The organism is Vibrio sp. T11.5 (assembly GCF_027587155.1).
In the GTDB taxonomy this organism is placed as follows: Bacteria; Pseudomonadota; Gammaproteobacteria; order Enterobacterales; family Vibrionaceae; genus Vibrio; species Vibrio neptunius.
This window is the reverse complement of the sequence record NZ_JAPPTP010000026.1, coordinates 42,507-60,040: the sequence shown is the minus strand read 5'-3', so window position 1 is coordinate 60,040 and position 17,534 is coordinate 42,507. Positions and strand designations below refer to the sequence as shown.

Here is a 17,534-nt window from a genome sequence, read left to right as displayed (position 1 = left end):
CAACGTTATATGTAATCAATGCCAATTAAAGTAGTATATTACTCTTCACGACTAACACTTTCCCAAGGCGTGTTTTCCCCCCAATCTGTGTTGCCTCCAGCCACTTGAACTTACACGTACTGAAATCACCACACCTGAACAGGTATGGTTGTGTTTTGTTCGAGACATAACAGTTGTGTAATTAGTATTAGGGTTAGCGCTATGCTTGCGAAGATAACGTTCATGCTTAAAAAGGGATAACACGCACGCTCGTTTTTATATAATCACAGAATATATAGCTTGATATATTTACATTAATTTTTAGTCACTTATGATAGGTTGATGGCAAGTCGGGCAGACAGGAAAACGAGGCTGCCTGTTATTAATAATGTTATATATCAATGAAAGGAATACGAAAAGATGTCAGAGAAATATATGCTTAGAGCCTTAGAAATTTCTAAGAATGCATTACCCTTTTGTATTCCAAATCCCCCTGTTGGTTGTGTTCTTGTCAAAAATGGCGAGGTGGTGGCCGAAGGGTATACACAATCAATAGGCGGTAACCATGCAGAAGTTCAGGCTCTTGAATCCTATTCTGCTTCAAAAGAAGGTGTTACCGCGTATGTAACGTTGGAACCTTGTTCCTTTGTTGGTCGGACTCCCGCTTGTGCCAACACATTAGTTGAATCGGGCGTAAGGCATGTCGTTGTCGCTATGTTGGATCCAGATACTCGTAATAGTGGAAGGGGTATCGAAATCCTAAGGCAGGCGGGTGTCTCCGTACAAGTTGGTTTATGTGCAGAGCAAGTCAGTGCTTTCTTGGAGCCATACTTAAGTCAATCGTAAAGGCATATGACGAACTGCCAACGCTCGGTAATTTAGGTCAAGAGTGTTGGAATGCGTTGCTAGCCACTTAGCAGGGCGTTAGCCAACTATCGTAGTTTCTAGGTATAAAAATGATTCCAATAAATAATTCGATTGTTTCCGGAGTGGCACTGTCGGAAATAAACGGTGAAACAAAGATGCTTCTAATGAAGCGAGTGAAAGGCGGCTTCTGGTGCCATGTCGCAGGTTCAATGGAAGAAGGTGAATTGCCTTGGCAAACCATCGTTCGAGAGTTTCAGGAAGAAACCCAGATTGAAGTGACAGAACTTTACAATGGTCAATTCCTAGAGCAGTTTTATGAGTCCTACTCGAACGTTATTGAAGCCATTCCAGTCTTTGTAGTTAAGTGTCCAGCGAATCAAGAAGTCGCTCTTAATCATGAACACACGGATTTTAAATGGTGTAGCTTAGAAGAAGCGTTAGAGTTATCGCCTTTTCCAACACAACATGCAGCATTCAAGCATGTTTGGGAGTATTTTGTAGACAAGCCTATTAATGAGCTATGTCGTATAAAACTCGGCTAAAAAACGACACAAAGTGTCAATGATTAATTTCTAGTCACTTGTGATCGTAAATGAGGCAGACGGAAAACGAGACTGTCTGTTATTAAGCATGTGAGGTCTCAGGAGGAAAGGATGCCCAAAGTAGTTTCAGTCAGTAAATGTGCTGAGCACACTTTTTCTAAATCAATTGCTGATTCAATATTACTGATTGAGGGAGAAGGCGTTGAAGGAGATGCCCATCGAGGAAAAACGGTAAAGCACCGTTCAAGAGTAAAAGTCGACCCCAATCAGCCAAATCTTAGACAAGTTCACCTTATTCATAATGAACTATTCTCCGAGCTTAAATCTAAAGGGTTTGAAGTTGAGCCAGCATCACTTGGGGAAAACATCACAACATCAGGCATTGACTTACTAGGGTTACCAAGAGACAGCGTAATTAGGTTTAGCAGTGGAGCAGAGGTTTTGATTACAGGTCTTCGCAACCCTTGCCCTCAAATCGAGGCATACCAGACTGGGTTATTGTCTGCTGTTTTGTGCAAAGATAGCTCAGGAAGGTTAGTTCGTAAGGCTGGGGTAATGGGAGTCGTCAAAGTCGGTGGTCGAGTTTCTGCAGGCGATAGCATCGTCGTTGAGTTACCCGATGAGCCATTCCATGCTCTAGAAAGGGTTTAAGCTGGCGTGATACGTAAATGAGGAAACATGAAAAATCAGGGAAAGTTGTTCTTCTTCTGTGGCAAGATGGGAGCAGGTAAATCAACCAAATCAAAGTGTGTTGCTGCTGAAAACAATGCGGTTCTTGTTTCAGAAGATGATTGGCTGTCAGCTCATTACCCCTCACAAATTCAAACGTTTGATGACTACATTAAGTACTCAACTCTTATCAAACCTTTTGTTAGAAGCCATATTCAAAGTTTGTTGAATGTTGGGGTCAACGTTGTCATGGATTTTCCAGCGAATACTATTAAACAAAGAGCTTGGTTCATATCACTGTGCGTCGAAGTAGGGAGTGAGCATGAACTTTGGTATTTAGACCTAACAGATGAGCAATGCTTATCCCATATTGCTAAACGCCGAGTTGAACAACCAGAAAGAGCTATGTTTGACACAGAGGCTGTGTTTTATCATGTCACTCAGTATTTTGAAGCTCCAGCAGCGAGTGAAAATCTTAGTTTAGTGCGAGTGGGATGATACGCATACAAACCTTTAAGACAGATTTACAAACCTTGGCATTGTTTATATGCGTCGGTTGATGTGTTTAGGGTATTATGCGGAGGAAAAGGTATGGTGTTGCTCACCACTGAATTGGACAACTTGTTATAGTGTCTGTCCCAATTAGATTCTCCAATTAGATTCTCCAATTAGATTCTACTTAAGGCTAATCCCCAATAATTAGGAATGCAAATGAATATGCCGATTTTGAGGAGTGTGTTGATACTACTTGGTCTAACAACTCCACATTTGGGATACACAAATGAGTCTCAGAGCTCTGAATTAGTAAAATATGGTCAAATCTATACTCAGCTGATTCAAAATCAACTAGATAACATCAATGAAGTTAATGGCCAAAAATGTGAGTTTCAGATTTCGTTAAACTCTCATGGTAAAGTTATGTCGCTTAGCTCATCTGGCCATGAAAAGCTGTGCCAAGCAGGTGAAGCTGCGGTCAAACGAGTTGACGTATTTCCTTTACCAAAGAGTAATGTAGCCACGCAGCTACAACAAATTACATTGACCTTAAATTTCATGTAAAGGCGTAACATTAGACGATGGCGTCGATAGTTAATCTTTGGCGCCATGGCTATCCGAGATAACACTGCCTCGAAGCATAGAATTTAATATCACAACCATCTTTCACACACAGGCAACGATTGCCATTTTCTGGTTTTCCTACCGAAAGAATCTGTTACAGTGTCTGTCCTAATTAGATTTAGTGTTTACGGCACAATGCTTTAGGCAGGTGGTAATCTTGTTCACTACTTAATCGGGCGTTAGCACTCAGGATCATACAACAAGGAGGGTTTATGTTTCCATTAGAGGTATTTGTTACTTATACATTGGCTTGTTTATTGTTAGTTGTTTCGCCTGGGCCAGATAATTTACTCGCAATCGGCCGTGGTTTAAGTCAAGGTCGATTGGCGGCAATAATGTCAGGAATGTCTTCTGGGGCCGGTATCTTGTTTCATGTCGTGGCAGCTACCTTTGGGCTCACTCTTCTAATTCAAACCTCTGAAGTGGCATTTTACGTAGTAAAATTCGTTGGTGCTGCTTACTTAATTGGGTTGGGTGTGAAAGTGCTTCGTTCGAGAAACCTGTTCTCATTGGAGCCTGCGAAAAAACAGCCACTGAAAGTGATATTCTCAACTGGCTTTCTATCAGCAGCGCTTAACCCGAAGCCAGGTATGTTTGTTCTTGCTTTTGTACCTCAATTTGTAAACCCAAGCTTAGGTTCAGTGACGACTCAAATGATCGGTTATGGCGTCTGGTTTGCGTTATTAACGGCCGTTGGCTTTAGTTTAATGGGGGTTTTCTCGTCTCAATTGTCTGAGTGGTTTAGAAACAAACCTAGACTAGTGTCAGGGTTAAATATCGGTGCAGGTATCACATTCGTCTCTTCTGGTTTGGCAGTGGCGTTTATGAAGCAGCGATAATCTAGGTGCTAACAAGGAACGATGGCGTCGATAGTTAATCTTTGGCGCCATGGCTATCCGAGATAACACTGCCTCGAAGCATAGAATTTAATATCACAACCATCTTTTCTCATACAGGCAACGATTGCCACATTTTTGGTTTTCCTGCGGCAAGCATTTGTTAAGTTTTCTATCCCTATTCAAGTGTCTGTCCCAATTAGGTCCAGTTAAAAAACAGGCCAAGCTTTCCATATACAAGGTCACTACGTTTCAGTGCGACGTAAAGCCATTCATCGCTTGTTAATCTACATTGACTCTATAAAAAGTTATTTTACTATAGATAGGTATTCAATAGGTATCATTAGGCTCACTCAGTGGTTTCGCCAATGCAGTGAGTGACATGAGGTCAGTGATCTTTTCTCGAATTTAAACGGACTATTAATGCTCGCCATACCCCTACCATTTATTGCTGCGTTGTTATTGTTCATCACAGGCGTATTGCTTCGATGCCGTTATCCACACACAGGTCAAAAGCCATTTTGGTTTATCACTTTGTGTGCATTGATGATCACCATGGTAGGGTTACGATGGGTAGTCGATATTGCCTTATTCCGATTTCTTCAACCCATTCTTGGCGCCAGTATACCAGTCGCGGCTTGGCTTTGCTTTTCTGGGGCCCATCGAAACAAAACAAGCTCAAAATTACACTGGATTGGTCCTATTACTGTGCTAGTTGGCGGCTTATTGCATCAGCATATCTGGGTTGGAAGCGTTGATATACTGTTAATCTTACTCTATTTCACCTACGGTAGTTTGCTGTTGAAGTCATCATTCAGCACGCCAGAACGAGTTCGATTAAGCGATGTATCCAGAGTGGAGGTCGCAGAACGAGTGGCAGGCGGGCTTCTTCTGTTTTCTGCTCTGGTCGATGCGGCGCTTTCATACGATATATTGTGGTTTAACGCGCAGCACAGCAATCTGATATTATCGATAGGCTATCTTGTACTTATTCCTGCCATTGTCGCTGCGGTGATAGTGATCAGTGTGAGTACGCCCGTCAAAGATCACCAAGCTTCACCGCCAATATCCTCTCCTCAACAAATCGATACGACGGTTACGTCGACGGGGCATTTGGATAAAGACCAAGTACAAGCAGTATCGAACATCATGGCTAAATTCGATGCGTTGATGAGAGAGCAACAAGTCTTTACCGATCCTGACTTAACGCTCGACAGACTGTCGCGAAAGCTTGGTATTCAAGCGAGAAAAATATCCTCAGCGGTTAACCAAGTTCATAACCAAAACATTTCTAAAGTGATTAACACGTATCGAATTGAACATGCCAAGACGTTGCTGCAACAAAGTGACGATACGATAACAGATATCTTCCTCAGCTCAGGGTTTCACACTAAGTCTAACTTCAATCGTGAGTTTTTACGGATAACAGGTCAAACTCCGAGTGAGTTTCGCCGTTTACCACCAGAATGAGATTGAATGCTAGGGTTAGCCTTTATCGCTTGAGAAAGTCAACAATGTCGTCCAACATCGCTTGATGTAGCTCGTTGCGTGATGTGCCGATGCCATCCTGACAAATAATGCCATCACCCGGTACTTCCTCTTCAAGAAGAGACTGTGCGCCCGATTTACAATCTTGGATAAAGCTAAAATGCGTAGCGTTGTGGTACACCTTATACCGTCTTGAGTAAACTGGTATGTGCTCGGCAATGTGACCCGATTCTAACGCTTGTGGTAGGTCGCCAATATCGATACCAGCGGCCAGGATTAAAGTTGGTATCCGAATGTCACTTAAGCTGTCGATTGAAAAGCTACGAGCAAGGCCCAAATCTAGGCTAACCACACGCTTGATCCGTCTATCCTGCAGCGTTTTCAGGTTTGGTTCTTGAGCTTGAATGCTCGATAGCCCTAGCTCTGTAGCAAGGCCACAAGTACGTGGGTTAGGGTAGTTCAAACAATCAGACTTAAAGGTTGCTCTGTCCACCTTAGCACCGGCTAATTGCATCACCGTCCAGCCGCCTAATGAGTGTCCTATCGCGGTGATATCGTCGGCATTGACATGCGCTTTCCATCGAGTCGTCGTTAACAAGTGGTCGAGAACACGTGATACATCGCGAGGTCGTTCCCACCACTTTGCTGCTTGGAGGGGAGAGTGATCAAAAGACGTGGTTCCGGGGTGGTCGGCGGCCGCGACAATATAGCCGCGCTTAGCCAATTCGGTCGCCAACCAGTTTTGATTTCGCCAGTTTCCTCGGTAGCCGTGTGATAACAGCACCACCGGAAAAGTGTTGGATAGGATCTGGGCACCTTTAATGACATGCGTGCCGACGAAGGCTGGGTTATCGCCAATCAAAGTTGAATGTGACATCTCGTTTGTCGGATACCAAATGACAGTATCCAGAGGGCGTTGAGGATCGTCAGTTAAGGTGATTTGTGTGAACCCCACACCAGTGGCGAGGGCACAATGAGAAAGAAAAAGAATCGATACAAACAGCCAATGTGTCCATTTCATGGTTTTAGCTCCAATTGAGATGATGAGTGCCAATATGAGCCAAGGCTAGGTATCACGAGACCTCAAACACGATCTAGGACGACCTAAATCGTATTCGAGGACCTAAGTTAGCGACTTTACCTACTTTTCGTCGTTGAGCTGATTAGTCAAGAGCTCTCAGCCTGCTTCAATTGACTTTGACGCCAGTAATTGACCGATGAGATAGCCGCTAAAATGATAACGACGGCGGTCATCACATGTATGACTGACTCCGATGTCCCTTCATACGCATTACTGCCTAAATCAATCGCGGCAGAAACGATAAATAGCCGAATAGCTGTCACGAGTGATGCTGCGATTCCCGTTAGATCCGGGAAAACTTGCATCGATTTCGCAAAGAACAATCCAATCGATAACCCTGCACCTATTGAAAACAAGCACATCGTTCCTGTTAAGATAAATGGTGAGTTGAGTTGCTCGGACGGTAATAAGAAAAAGACGATCGTGGTGGTAAATATTAAGCCAAGCCCAGTGCTTTTTAATTTATCGATACCGAACCTGTCGATTAAGCGTGCGTTATTCAAACTCACCAAGACGAATGTACCCAGTGTTGCCATTTGGAAAAACGGGAAGCGTTCGGGGCTGACTTCTAATTGCTCTATATACAATAACGACATATTGGAAACATAAATCATATAGGCGGCAAGAATTAAGCTCGTCACAAGCGTGTTGTACCAAAAGGCAGAACAAGACAATACGGTTTTGTAGTCGCTTATTATTCGTTTAGGTGCGACCTTCTTTCGTTTATCTGTACTCAAAGATTCAGGTAAGAAGAAGAAGCATTTGACCGCAGAAAGCAGTACTAAAATGGCAATAAAGACAAAGTTTGCTTTATACCCCATATGAAGGCTTATCCAGCCACCAATCAGAGGTGCAAAAGCCATCAAGCTGACCACTAACGTGTTGAGATCGGCAATCAGTTTAGCGGCTGAATCTTCATCGAACAGATCAAATATCATCGCGGTGCCGACGATCACACACGCCGAACTGCCGAAGCCTTGGAGTAGTCGGAACACTAATAATTGCTCGATAGTCGAGGCAAAAATGCAGGCGATACTTGCGGTAAGAAAGACACTAAAACCAAACATTAGTATCTTTCGGCGACCAAAATGATCAGATAGTGGTCCGTAGAGCAAGGAACCAATACAGATACCAATAAAGTTATAGCTCAGAATGCGCTGCACCATCACCGCGTCGGTGTTGAAGTCATTTAATATATCGGGGAATGTGGGTAGATAGATATCCGTTTCCATGGCAGCACCAAGGAATATGAATACCATTAAAAATCGAAACCACTTTCCCTCATGAGAGATGGGAAACATAGTTAATCCAATGCGTTGTTATTATAAAAGTTATAAGCGCAGACGCTGCAGAGCAGGGTAGGCTTAGAATTAAATTTGATGTTGGGATGCGCGTAGTAGAGAGGAGTGTTACGCAGAGTTGTTATTCCCGTCACTTGGCTGTGATCAAGTATCGAGCGAATGTAACATAATGTTTTAAGAATGCAAGGCGTTGATTTGCATTTTTATACTGCTTTATATAAACAATGAAAGTCGTGTCATTTTAACTTCTTCAGAGATGTTCATGATTTGTGATTCAAGAGAAGCAACATTACCATTCAGGATTTGGCTGCTATAAGTGCACCGAATGCGAGCTAGAAAACGCCGCAAAACTTTTTATTACTGATTTCTATTATTGTTGCTATCGCGTTTTCGAGCTGGATGACAGCAAATAATAAATTTATAAAATAATGCTGATTTTACGCTTAAAACTGCTTACACTCACCCGGCAAAATAAACCTATCTAAGGAGAGAAGTCTTGGGGTTAGATACTGCTTATGTGCCTGTTAGAAAACAAGACATTGATTATTTTATTGATGATGTCGTAAGGGACCCGAATCTACTCGATGAAAGAGTCGCGCTATTAACTCAATCTAAACAAGACCGAGAGTTTCTAAGAGACAACTTATACAGCACGGTTGTAAATCAGAATGAAGAGCAACCCTTTGACGCCTATTTGGGGTTTGCAGCGTGTAGCATTTTGGCTTACCTACGCCCTTACTATTACGACAGGGGGCAATCTCTTATCGATATTGCCGCGAACAGCGCGTGTTCTAGCTCTCTTTTAGCGCTATTTGATGAGTTCTCTGTGTGTTTTCCAACGGTTAAACATTGTGGTGATTCGTATAGTCCTAACTATCGTTCAGGGGTCTATGTAAAAGAAGAGAACGTCGGCGCACTACTTGAGCAACTGTGCAGCGAAGAGTTGAGTGCGGTTGTCGAGTTTGACGAGCCAAACGGTTTGCTTTCGGCACTAAGGTATGCCAACAAGCATGGGACTGGATTGCTTGAGGCGTTTGATATTCATGTGCCCATGTCCGGAGATTTTCATACCAGCCCGTTTAACCTTCGAGCGAGTTACCTGAATAACCTAGATGATGAAGTGACGGAACAGGATTGTACCCATACGGGATTCACAATAGGGATACCCGTGCCGTCTTCTAGCGCCATCAGCTTTGATGATATAGGTAAAATAGTCTACGAATGGATGGATAATGAGCATTTGCTCCCCGCTCATTCACATGCTTCCGGCGCAAGTCGGGCTGTCTCTGGTGAAATCAAAATGACGATGATATGCCAAGACCATACTCCGATTATCTTAATAGCAACAGAGAGGAACGTCTTTCTACCTGATGCTGACCACTACTTCGAGCAATTAAGGACATCACTTTCCGAACATTTAACTGACAATGGCTTAGAAGCTAACTTTTTCATTTCCGCACATGATGAAAATGAAGTACCAGAAGAAATCGGCTGTGTAAAAAATGCGAATGTCTTATACAAAATGAAGCCCAGTTTTGTAGTAGGCAATCACCAGTGCAGCTTCGTTGTCGATGACCAAAAAGTAGAAATGAAATTCAGCTTTAAAGGCACGCTCGACATTACAGTCAATGGCAAAGCCGTCGATCACTATAAAATAAGTTTCTCCCAAGTACACAGAACGGTTTATTTTATTAATGGCAACTGGTACACCATTCGGGTTAAGAGTGTGAAACCGACAGCAGGGGAACTGGATATACAGCTGTACAAGGGTATTTTCATGCAAGCCAAGTTTAAACTCCTCCCAGGTTCTGCGCTCTATACCAAATCACAAAATGGTGTTTTATTGCTTGGTGAGATGTTGACCATTTTCTCTGGTATTTTGATGATGATGTTCCCAAGGCCAGTATTGGTTATGCCACTGCTTGTGTTGTTAATGGCAATGTATAAATACAACAAAAGGCACCATTTTATGCTTGTTTCCGTTGAAATAACGGACGATAACCCCTTATCAGAATAACGCTTGCGGCAGAGTGAATGCGAAAAGGGTAAGGCGAGTTTTGGGCTCGCCTTGTTGTTTTTGTTTTGGCATGAGTTGGCGCATCTTATGATGAGTCTTCCCGGTGCTTTCCGGTCAGTATTCAAGCAAGCCATTCGATGCGGATCAAGAATGTGGCATCGCACTGATGTTTTTGAGTGAAATCGACTTAGAATAGGCAAAAACAGAGTCGTACAGCGCAAGTTAGGTCGCGGTATGTCAAATAGGAACGAAAAAGCTGTGAAATACAGCGTTGGGAAACAAGATGAAAACCTATATCTTAACCGCCAGCTGCCCGAGTCGCGCAGGGACAGTCGATGTTGTCACACGATTTTTATTGCAATTTGAATGCTACATCAAAGAGTTAAACTCATTTGATGACACGCTCAACCAACGTTTCTTTATTCGCGCCGTATTCAGTGTCCAAAGTGGTCAAGAACTCGATAGAGCATCCTTTGATTCATCCTTTTCGGCGCGGGCATCAGAGTTTGATATGGACTGGGAACTAACCCCATCTGACTATCGACCTAAAGTAGTGATCATGGTGTCTAAGTATGATCACTGCCTCAATGATCTGCTGTATCGCTACCGTACAGGCAATCTTAAAGTGGATATCAAAGCGGTAATATCCAATCATCCAGACTTGAAGTCTTTAGTGGAATGGCATGATATCCCTTATCACCATTTTCCTATTTCGGCGGAAACCAAACCCCAGCAAGAAGCCTTGGTGCAGTCTGTGCTCGATGAAACCGAATGTGAGCTATTAGTGCTTGCACGATACATGCAGGTGTTGTCACACGATATGTGCAGCCGATGGTCGGGTAGGGCGATCAATATTCACCACTCGCTATTACCTGGTTTCAAAGGGGCAAAACCTTATCATCAAGCCTACAACAAAGGCGTTAAGCTGGTGGGTGCCACTGCCCACTACGTGAGTGATGATCTTGATGAAGGGCCGATTATTACTCAAGGCCTAGAGACGGTTGACCACACCTATTATCCAGAAGATTTAGCCAAAAAAGGCTTGGATGTAGAGTCACTCACGCTAGGTCGAGCGATTCAATACCATGTTGAGAAGCGTGTATTTATGTATAACGATAAAACGGTTGTGTTTGAACGTTCGTAGCTCAAATCCTTGGTGTTGCTATCGTAAGCTAGGTTAGGGTACTTGGCGTGAAAGGCAATACATCGCCTTAGATTAACGTGCTGATATGACATGGTGGTGAAAGCCATGATGCCACAAAGCCTTCTAATATCGCGATTAGAAGGTTTTTTATTACCGATTAGCCACAAAGCTTTCACGGTGGCTTTTACATTGTTCAATACAATAGATTTTTGTTGCTAGACAACGGTGACTCTGACGAAAGTCCTGATACGAATGGCACCAATGGTATGTTTGACTCATTTGATTATCCCAAAGCAACGGCGCTGTGCTGCGAGTACACTTTAGCAAAGTCTATGGAATAAGGATTTGAAGTAGCTTATAGGGATATTTTTAAGTTTATGATTTTAAATGAATTTTAAAATAGAGTGAGAAATTGGTATCTATTTGGTTCATACCGTGTATAGTGGCCACCAGCTCAGACAGTGAGCTATTGATAACTTATTTAGTTCAAGATCTTCTCAGTTCTCTTACGATTTGACTCGTCATCTCTATCCTGCGATACCTTTTTCTTCATTCCTTATTTAGTAGCTCTCTTTTTAACACAATCAATCTATCGAGATACACATGTCAAATAAAACAACTGGCTCAGTAAAATGGTTTAACGAAACAAAAGGCTTTGGCTTTATTACTCCTGATAACGGCACTGCTGATGTATTCGTTCATTTCCGAGCTATTGCTAGTGATGGTTTCAAAACACTAGCGGAAGGCCAAAAAGTAGCCTTTAACGTAGAGCAGGGTGGCAAAGGTCCACAAGCTGCTGACGTTACGGTACTTTAAGTATTCTGGTGAGATCTTATTGACTGACCTAGTACGGTAAGGTCTCACTTTTTATCAAGGAGTTAAATGACTAGAAAGACAAATCGTAAAACATACTGGTATTACGTTTTACGTGAAAAAAAACACCTCAAGAGCAAAAGTTAATTGTATCAAATTAGCTATTATCTTTGTCACAACAATGTTTCTTGGTCCGCGACCATACATCAGCTCAATAGCGACATTTTAAAACGCCATATACTCCCCAGATTAAACAGTCACTGTTTTGAACTGAGCTTTTCATTTAATGAGACCGACAGTACCGGCGAAATAAGCGACTCACAAGGTACGGTTTTGGGGCACTTCTCCATCTCATAATCAATGGAGACTCGACGTTGAAAAAGCATCAGGTCGTAACTTGACAGCGAGCGACATAGAAAGTCACGAGAAAAGCGAGTGTAAAGAGAACATTCATAAGATTTGAAAAAGGTCGAGAATGCTCTCTTAGAACGAGAACAAAAAAACGATGGAGCCTATCAAATGAAAATGAGAAAACCAGCCAAAAGATCAAGTAATAAAATTCGCAAAAGTAACTTTGAAGAACGATTTGCTCTGATGGTCGCTGAATATAACAAAGCGAAAGAGATCCTAGAGTCTATGACAGAAGGGACACCAGAATACGCTAAACAGCAAAAAAAGTGTCAGAGCCTTTTTGCGAGCGCTGAGCGCTTTTTAAACGCAAATTGATTTTCTGCATAATTCTAAATAACTGATCCCAATATGCTTCATTTTGTGCCGTCTATGATCCCTGAGAGGAAGTGGCAAGACGTTGTTCGTAAGTTATTGAACCTGCTTTAATAGTTGCCTCATTATTTGGAATTGATGTTTAAGTGTAATGGTTTAGCTCAAACAAGCGATCAGTTGGATGGCGGTGCGATACCGTATTTTGCATAAATAGCGTCAATTTCACCCTTTTCCCTCATCACCCTTATTTTTTATCAAACATATCAACCAAATATGCGGATTTTGGGGTATTAGAAAAAACAACAAATAACTTTTGTCCTTCCTCAAGCACAAGCAATGTATAGTTATCAATATCACTCGATAATGCTTTAACAATATTGGACTGATAATCAACCACCGCATCAACCCGATCACTGGATAGTATCAGGATAGCTTGATCAAGCCCCTTTACTTCTCTTAAGTTGTATGTCGATACCTTTGAGTACGTTATTCTCAAAGCCATACCCCCTTATCCAAGCCACACGTTTATCGGAAAGCATCGCTGCGCCCCTAGACTGCTATTCCGAATTGCTGTCATTCTTAAAAACAACGACGACGGATTCTTCGATACTCAAGTGCTCCTTAGCGTATTAAGTAGTCTTTTTTGTCTTTGGACGCATCAAAGTAGTCACCCACATAGGCATCATTTTGTTTGCTACTTACGCTGAACTGTGTGCGCTTCCAAGGAACAGTTTGTGTGTTTACCTTGATCCCCACAGGCTCATATACACGCTTAACCATGTCCCAATTATGTCTTCTCCCGCTCTAATTGTTAGAGATTTCATACACATTTGTATGAATAACCGTGCTGTTATGTAAGGTTGCTGATGTTCAGGGAACGCTATGATTACTCTCGCTTCTCTCGTAGTAGAGAGATAGCAGCTATCGGAAAAAAACTACATTTCTCAAGTACCTATAACCCTATAGAGAGCTAGGGTTGACATTGAACAATTCGTTTGGGAGGCACCATGCTTACAATGTCACGCAATATATTGGTCTTTATCGCGGCTTGTGTTTATGTCATACACGGGCATGCAAAAACACCAATGGAAGTCGCAGGAAGGGCGACAGTCACAGCCGTCTCATCAGGCCCCTGGACGTCGCCTGCGACGTGGGGCGGAGTTTTGCCCATAGATGATGACCGGGTCTTGATTCCCAATGGGATTACAGTCACTGTTGACGGTCTCGTTCCAGAAGAATTTAAGTCTATTACAATCGGCAGTGGTGGTAAGCTTAATTTTGCGATTGATTCTAATACTGAATTGAGAACCGAGTATCTGTTTGGTGCGTTGAATAGCCAGCTGGAGATTGGAACAAGTAGTAACGGAATATCGAAATCAGTAACAGCGAGTTTAGTGTTTGCAGAACGCGGAGGGACTTCGGAGTTAGAAGACCCTCAGCGATACGCTCCGGGCGCTGTTCTCATGGGTTCGACTAAAATGCATGGTGCGAGCAAAACCAGTTGGTTAACTTTAGCTAAACACTTGTCAACCGGTGCTACAGAGTTGGTACTGAGTTCAACACCAAATGGGTGGCAAGTTGGCGATCGGTTGGTTATCGCTGGGACAGATCCTATCACCAATGCTTCTCGATATAGTACGGACGAATTCGAACGTGATGAAGTTGTCACCATTACTCATATTAACGGTGATACTGTCTCGTTTACCCCTGCATTAGTCAGAGACCATAAGGCGCCATCTCAAGTACCCGATTTAAATGTACATGTAGCGAATTTAAGTCGAAACATCGTTATCTCATCTGAAAATACGAGCGTCAAAGCAATAAGTGGAGAGTTCCATAAACCGCGTGGTCACCTTATGTTTATGCATACATTGGATGTAGACATGCGTTATGTAGAGGCAAACAACCTTGGTCGCACTGATAAAAGCATTATTTTGGACGACTGGGACTTCAGCGATCTGGATGCGAACAAAAACACAGGTTCTCCTGTTAATAATGGCTTACGCAATCCAAGAGGGCGTTATTCTATTCATTTCCATCGTGGTGGACTGGACACGTCAGTATTTCCTGCTCAGCCTAAAACCCCTCTTCCTACTCCTGCACATGTTGAGGGATGCGTGGTCAATAACGACCCAGGTTGGGGGTACGTAAATCATTCTTCCCGTGTCAATTTTGTCAGGAATGTGAGTTACAGTGTAGTGGGGGGCGCATTTAATACTGAGTCAGGCAATGAAACAGGATCGTTTATCGAAAATATTGCCATTCGTACTGTTAACCCAAGCAATCCAATCATGGTTGCACCAAGGCCAAGGAATTCATACTTTGATGGAGAAACCACTCAGTCCCTCGTAGACCTTAGAGAAAGCCGCCAGGATTTTGCATGGCAGGGAGACGGTTTTTGGTTCCACAGTACTGGGGTTAAGGTAGAAGGTAATGTGGTATCTGGTGCGAGTGGCCATGCGTACGTTTATTGGACTGAAGGGTTGGTTGAGAAGGGGCTTGGTATGGCGAGAGGGAGTATTGATGCTCATGTTCCTGCCTCTGAATTTCCTGTTCTGAACCAAGAGCTTAAGACATGGAAGCGGGCATATCCTAACTTTGTTCTGGATGTTTGGTACCTAAAGCCTCGTCCTTTTAAAAACAATACGGCCTATAATTTCGCCAGAGGTGTTCAGACTTATTACACCCATACAGAGTTTCATCGTAAGGTTTCTCCAGCAGAAACAGATCCAAATTTGTGGATGAATGACTTACCTCCTATGTACAAAGATCAGCTTAACATGGTATTTGATGGTACGACTTTATGGAACATCGGCCGTGTTGGATTCGAACATAATCATAGCGCCAATATAACTATCCAAAACTCGAAAATTTATGGCTTTGGTGCACGAACAGGGTTCGAAGACTATGGCAAGAATCCATTGCCAGCCTATGTAAATGATGAACCTGAAGTTATAGGATTAGATCTCGATTATTATCATAATACCCACCGATGGACACTGAGTGATAATCAAGTTGAGGGCTTTTCTGGAAACGCAATTGGTATTTCACTGCCCAAAAATGCGCAAGTAACAATCGATGGCGGCATTTTCAATAATTCAGGGACCGACATTCAAGTGAATGCTGCAAGTGAGCATCTAGTCAACGAGAATGGTGAAGGATTTGGTGTAGGTATGTTGTCTACGGCTCCAACACAGTCAACAATACTGGTTAAAGGAAACATAGTTTTCAAAACCCCAAAAAATAACATAGTGATGGATGCTGAGATAATCTTCGATGAGGTACCACAGAAAGGTTTTCCAATGATTTCCGGCAAAAAGGTTGACCCGTTGTATTTCTTTGCACCTCAAGAAGTGTTGCTAGACTTTGAACCATTTTTCAATGCCCGAGCGTACTTTGATCAACAAGACGGTGGGTATACTCCATTAGTCTCTGGTTCGTCTGGAAATCTATGCGCAGTCAGTGAGCCTGAAGAGTGCGTTGAGCAACAGTATGCGGACAAGACCAACCGCCAATTAAAATCAGAGTTTAAGCGTTCCTTTCTTGGCGAAATCACACCTGAAAGTGCAACTTTACATAAAGTCGTTAGCGGAGGTAAAGTTTCGGGTATAACACTGTGATAAGGTCAATCAAATCATAGCAACACAAACGCTGGAGGTCTTGAGTTTGCTATGGCGTATCGGTTAGCTAAATTTAGAGACGTTGGCACGCTGAACCGTTCGACCTTTTTGTAGAGTGGGATAACTCTAGCGCTATATATGCTAGAGTTATTTCCTAGTTGATACGACTTGAGTTGTGGTGCTCATGGTTTTTTGTTCGGAGGTCACTGAGCATTCTTATGATATCCAGTATGGAAAATGGAAGTCGAAGTAACTACCGAGAAGATAGAAGTCTTTTCAGTGATAGTTTTCAAAACGACTAAGCCACACAAACAGGCATTACCTCGCTATAATTAGTTAAATGAAAAAGAGATCGTTAATTTCCATGATGATAAAGCCGTTACTTATCTCCGGTTTGGTTCTAATTTTGGCTCATGTTAAAGCCTATGCAGCATACAATATGCATTTTTTCCTTCCCGATTTTCCACCTTATACCACCATCGATGAACTGGGTGAACCTACGGGTATTGGCATAGATAAAGTGCTACCTATTTTGTCATCGATAGGGGTGGAGTACACGATGACCGTTTCATCAAATCACGGTAGAGCGCTGTCTGAGCTGAGAAAACAGCGTTCAGATGGCTTCTTTATGGCTTCACAGAATGAAGAGCGAGACGAGTACGCGGTGTTTTCGGCACCCGTGATGAGCAATCGCTGGGTGTGGATTGTGCGTAGTGAAGATGTTGAACAGTTTGCCCCTCATGATCCCGTGTTTAAGAGCCAAGCCAAGGTGACCAGTTTGCTCAATACCAATACGGCTTTTTGGCTAAAAAATCAAGGGTATCAAATCGCCTCTCCCGCCACCCATATCTACGGCTTAATCGAAAAATTGGATCTTAAAGTCGTCGATGCTGTCTTAGTGGCTGAGTCTGTGTTCATGCATAATTATACCAACTTGAGCGGTTATGGCGTGATTCTTGAAGAAGAAAAAGAGTTTGGTCTGTACATCTCTAAGCATTTCCTAGCGCAGCACCCAGAGTTTATGGAACGCTTAAATGAAGCCATTCAACGATTACGCTGATCTCTTGATGATTCTCTACAATTTTTAATTAAAAGAGTCACATACACTATCTAAACAAGGCATGATGTACTCAAGTAAACGTGAACATAACGACGTTTATGGCTTGTTATTGATGGAAAACTTCAATCGGTAATGAGACGATTATCACGTAACCAAGATATTAGGGTGTTTGGGCGTCTTGGTTTTGTTACATTTTGAAATTATTCATAATATTGATTCATAAACAAAAATACATGTTCATTTTTAGTGCTTTGTCTCGCGCTACTCTATAGCGG

General features: G+C 42.6%; 16 protein-coding genes. 13 read left to right on the top strand and 3 right to left on the bottom strand.

The annotated features are described in order from the left end of the window. The first annotated feature begins 399 nt into the window (after positions 1–399). The 7 genes from OH455_RS19670 (at position 400) to OH455_RS19640 (ending at position 5,482) form a co-directional block, all read left to right on the top strand. Positions 400–825 carry a bifunctional diaminohydroxyphosphoribosylaminopyrimidine deaminase/5-amino-6-(5-phosphoribosylamino)uracil reductase RibD gene (locus OH455_RS19670; protein ID WP_206376717.1) on the top strand — a complete coding sequence of 142 codons (426 nt, stop codon included), beginning with the start codon at positions 400–402 and terminating at the stop codon, positions 823–825. A gap of 110 nt (positions 826–935) precedes the next feature. Then, positions 936–1,388, top strand: coding sequence for an NUDIX hydrolase (locus tag OH455_RS19665; protein WP_269982540.1), 453 nt, complete (start codon positions 936–938; stop codon positions 1,386–1,388). Between the two features lie 111 nt (positions 1,389–1,499). After that, complete coding sequence (locus OH455_RS19660; RefSeq protein WP_269982539.1) at positions 1,500–2,039, top strand: MOSC domain-containing protein; 540 nt, start codon at positions 1,500–1,502, stop codon at positions 2,037–2,039. 27 nt (positions 2,040–2,066) lie between these two features. After that, the gene (locus tag OH455_RS19655; RefSeq protein ID WP_269982538.1) at positions 2,067–2,555 is read left to right on the top strand and encodes an AAA family ATPase; all 489 of its coding nucleotides are present in this window, start codon (positions 2,067–2,069) and stop codon (positions 2,553–2,555) included. 213 nt (positions 2,556–2,768) lie between these two features. Further along, positions 2,769–3,116, top strand: coding sequence for a cell envelope integrity protein TolA (tolA, locus tag OH455_RS19650; RefSeq protein WP_269982537.1), 348 nt, complete (start codon positions 2,769–2,771; stop codon positions 3,114–3,116). Positions 3,117–3,388: 272 nt separating this feature from the next. Further along, positions 3,389–4,015: a LysE family translocator gene (locus OH455_RS19645; protein WP_269982536.1), complete on the top strand. Its 627-nt coding sequence runs from the start codon at positions 3,389–3,391 to the stop codon at positions 4,013–4,015. Between the two features lie 420 nt (positions 4,016–4,435). Then, positions 4,436–5,482 carry an AraC family transcriptional regulator gene (locus OH455_RS19640; protein ID WP_269982535.1) on the top strand — a complete coding sequence of 349 codons (1,047 nt, stop codon included), beginning with the start codon at positions 4,436–4,438 and terminating at the stop codon, positions 5,480–5,482. Between the two features lie 22 nt (positions 5,483–5,504). On the opposite strand, the gene OH455_RS19635 is transcribed toward OH455_RS19640, so the two are convergent. Further along, on the bottom strand, positions 5,505–6,521 hold the full coding sequence (locus OH455_RS19635) for an alpha/beta hydrolase family protein (RefSeq protein WP_269982534.1): 1,017 nt from the start codon (positions 6,519–6,521) through the stop codon (positions 5,505–5,507). A 146-nt stretch (positions 6,522–6,667) separates the two neighbouring features. After that, positions 6,668–7,882: a multidrug effflux MFS transporter gene (locus OH455_RS19630; protein ID WP_269982533.1), complete on the bottom strand. Its 1,215-nt coding sequence runs from the start codon at positions 7,880–7,882 to the stop codon at positions 6,668–6,670. A 496-nt stretch (positions 7,883–8,378) separates the two neighbouring features. Here OH455_RS19630 and OH455_RS19625 point away from each other — a divergent pair, with 496 nt between their 5' ends. From OH455_RS19625 to OH455_RS19610, 4 genes are all read left to right on the top strand, one after another. After that, a complete protein-coding gene (locus OH455_RS19625; protein WP_269982532.1) occupies positions 8,379–9,899 on the top strand; it encodes a hypothetical protein in 1,521 nt (506 codons plus the stop codon). A gap of 283 nt (positions 9,900–10,182) precedes the next feature. Next, positions 10,183–11,043 carry a formyltetrahydrofolate deformylase gene (gene purU, locus OH455_RS19620; protein WP_269982531.1) on the top strand — a complete coding sequence of 287 codons (861 nt, stop codon included), beginning with the start codon at positions 10,183–10,185 and terminating at the stop codon, positions 11,041–11,043. A 603-nt stretch (positions 11,044–11,646) separates the two neighbouring features. Then, positions 11,647–11,859, top strand: a complete 213-nt coding sequence (gene cspE / locus OH455_RS19615; protein WP_045976010.1) for a transcription antiterminator/RNA stability regulator CspE — start codon at positions 11,647–11,649, stop codon at positions 11,857–11,859. A gap of 522 nt (positions 11,860–12,381) precedes the next feature. After that, entirely contained in the window at positions 12,382–12,582 is a 201-nt protein-coding gene (locus OH455_RS19610) for a hypothetical protein (protein WP_206371057.1), read from the top strand. 241 nt (positions 12,583–12,823) lie between these two features. Here OH455_RS19610 and OH455_RS19605 read toward each other — a convergent pair whose 3' ends face one another. Continuing rightward, the gene (locus OH455_RS19605; RefSeq protein ID WP_269982530.1) at positions 12,824–13,081 is read right to left on the bottom strand and encodes a hypothetical protein; all 258 of its coding nucleotides are present in this window, start codon (positions 13,079–13,081) and stop codon (positions 12,824–12,826) included. A gap of 505 nt (positions 13,082–13,586) precedes the next feature. Between OH455_RS19605 and OH455_RS19600 the strand changes: the two genes are divergently transcribed. Beyond that, positions 13,587–16,199 (top strand): G8 domain-containing protein, encoded by a 2,613-nt coding sequence (locus OH455_RS19600; RefSeq protein WP_269982529.1) that lies wholly within the window; start codon positions 13,587–13,589, stop codon positions 16,197–16,199. Positions 16,200–16,563: 364 nt separating this feature from the next. Beyond that, positions 16,564–17,259 (top strand): substrate-binding periplasmic protein, encoded by a 696-nt coding sequence (locus OH455_RS19595; RefSeq protein WP_269982528.1) that lies wholly within the window; start codon positions 16,564–16,566, stop codon positions 17,257–17,259. Positions 17,260–17,534: the final 275 nt, after the last annotated feature.

Excerpts from the sequence above, each read along its gene's own strand:
- purU (WP_269982531.1), top strand. The coding sequence starts at position 10,183 with ATGAAAACCTATATCTTAACCGCCAGCTGCCCGAGTCGCGCAGGGACA.
- OH455_RS19605 (WP_269982530.1), bottom strand. The coding sequence starts at position 13,081 with ATGGCTTTGAGAATAACGTACTCAAAGGTATCGACATACAACTTAAGA.
- OH455_RS19595 (WP_269982528.1), top strand. The coding sequence starts at position 16,564 with ATGATGATAAAGCCGTTACTTATCTCCGGTTTGGTTCTAATTTTGGCT.
- OH455_RS19655 (WP_269982538.1), top strand. The coding sequence starts at position 2,067 with ATGAAAAATCAGGGAAAGTTGTTCTTCTTCTGTGGCAAGATGGGAGCA.
- OH455_RS19665 (WP_269982540.1), top strand. The coding sequence starts at position 936 with ATGATTCCAATAAATAATTCGATTGTTTCCGGAGTGGCACTGTCGGAA.
- tolA (WP_269982537.1), top strand. The coding sequence starts at position 2,769 with ATGAATATGCCGATTTTGAGGAGTGTGTTGATACTACTTGGTCTAACA.
- OH455_RS19645 (WP_269982536.1), top strand. The coding sequence starts at position 3,389 with ATGTTTCCATTAGAGGTATTTGTTACTTATACATTGGCTTGTTTATTG.
- OH455_RS19640 (WP_269982535.1), top strand. The coding sequence starts at position 4,436 with ATGCTCGCCATACCCCTACCATTTATTGCTGCGTTGTTATTGTTCATC.
- OH455_RS19660 (WP_269982539.1), top strand. The coding sequence starts at position 1,500 with ATGCCCAAAGTAGTTTCAGTCAGTAAATGTGCTGAGCACACTTTTTCT.
- OH455_RS19635 (WP_269982534.1), bottom strand. The coding sequence starts at position 6,521 with ATGAAATGGACACATTGGCTGTTTGTATCGATTCTTTTTCTTTCTCAT.
- OH455_RS19670 (WP_206376717.1), top strand. The coding sequence starts at position 400 with ATGTCAGAGAAATATATGCTTAGAGCCTTAGAAATTTCTAAGAATGCA.
- OH455_RS19610 (WP_206371057.1), top strand. The coding sequence starts at position 12,382 with ATGAGAAAACCAGCCAAAAGATCAAGTAATAAAATTCGCAAAAGTAAC.
- cspE (WP_045976010.1), top strand. The coding sequence starts at position 11,647 with ATGTCAAATAAAACAACTGGCTCAGTAAAATGGTTTAACGAAACAAAA.
- OH455_RS19630 (WP_269982533.1), bottom strand. The coding sequence starts at position 7,882 with ATGTTTCCCATCTCTCATGAGGGAAAGTGGTTTCGATTTTTAATGGTA.
- OH455_RS19600 (WP_269982529.1), top strand. The coding sequence starts at position 13,587 with ATGCTTACAATGTCACGCAATATATTGGTCTTTATCGCGGCTTGTGTT.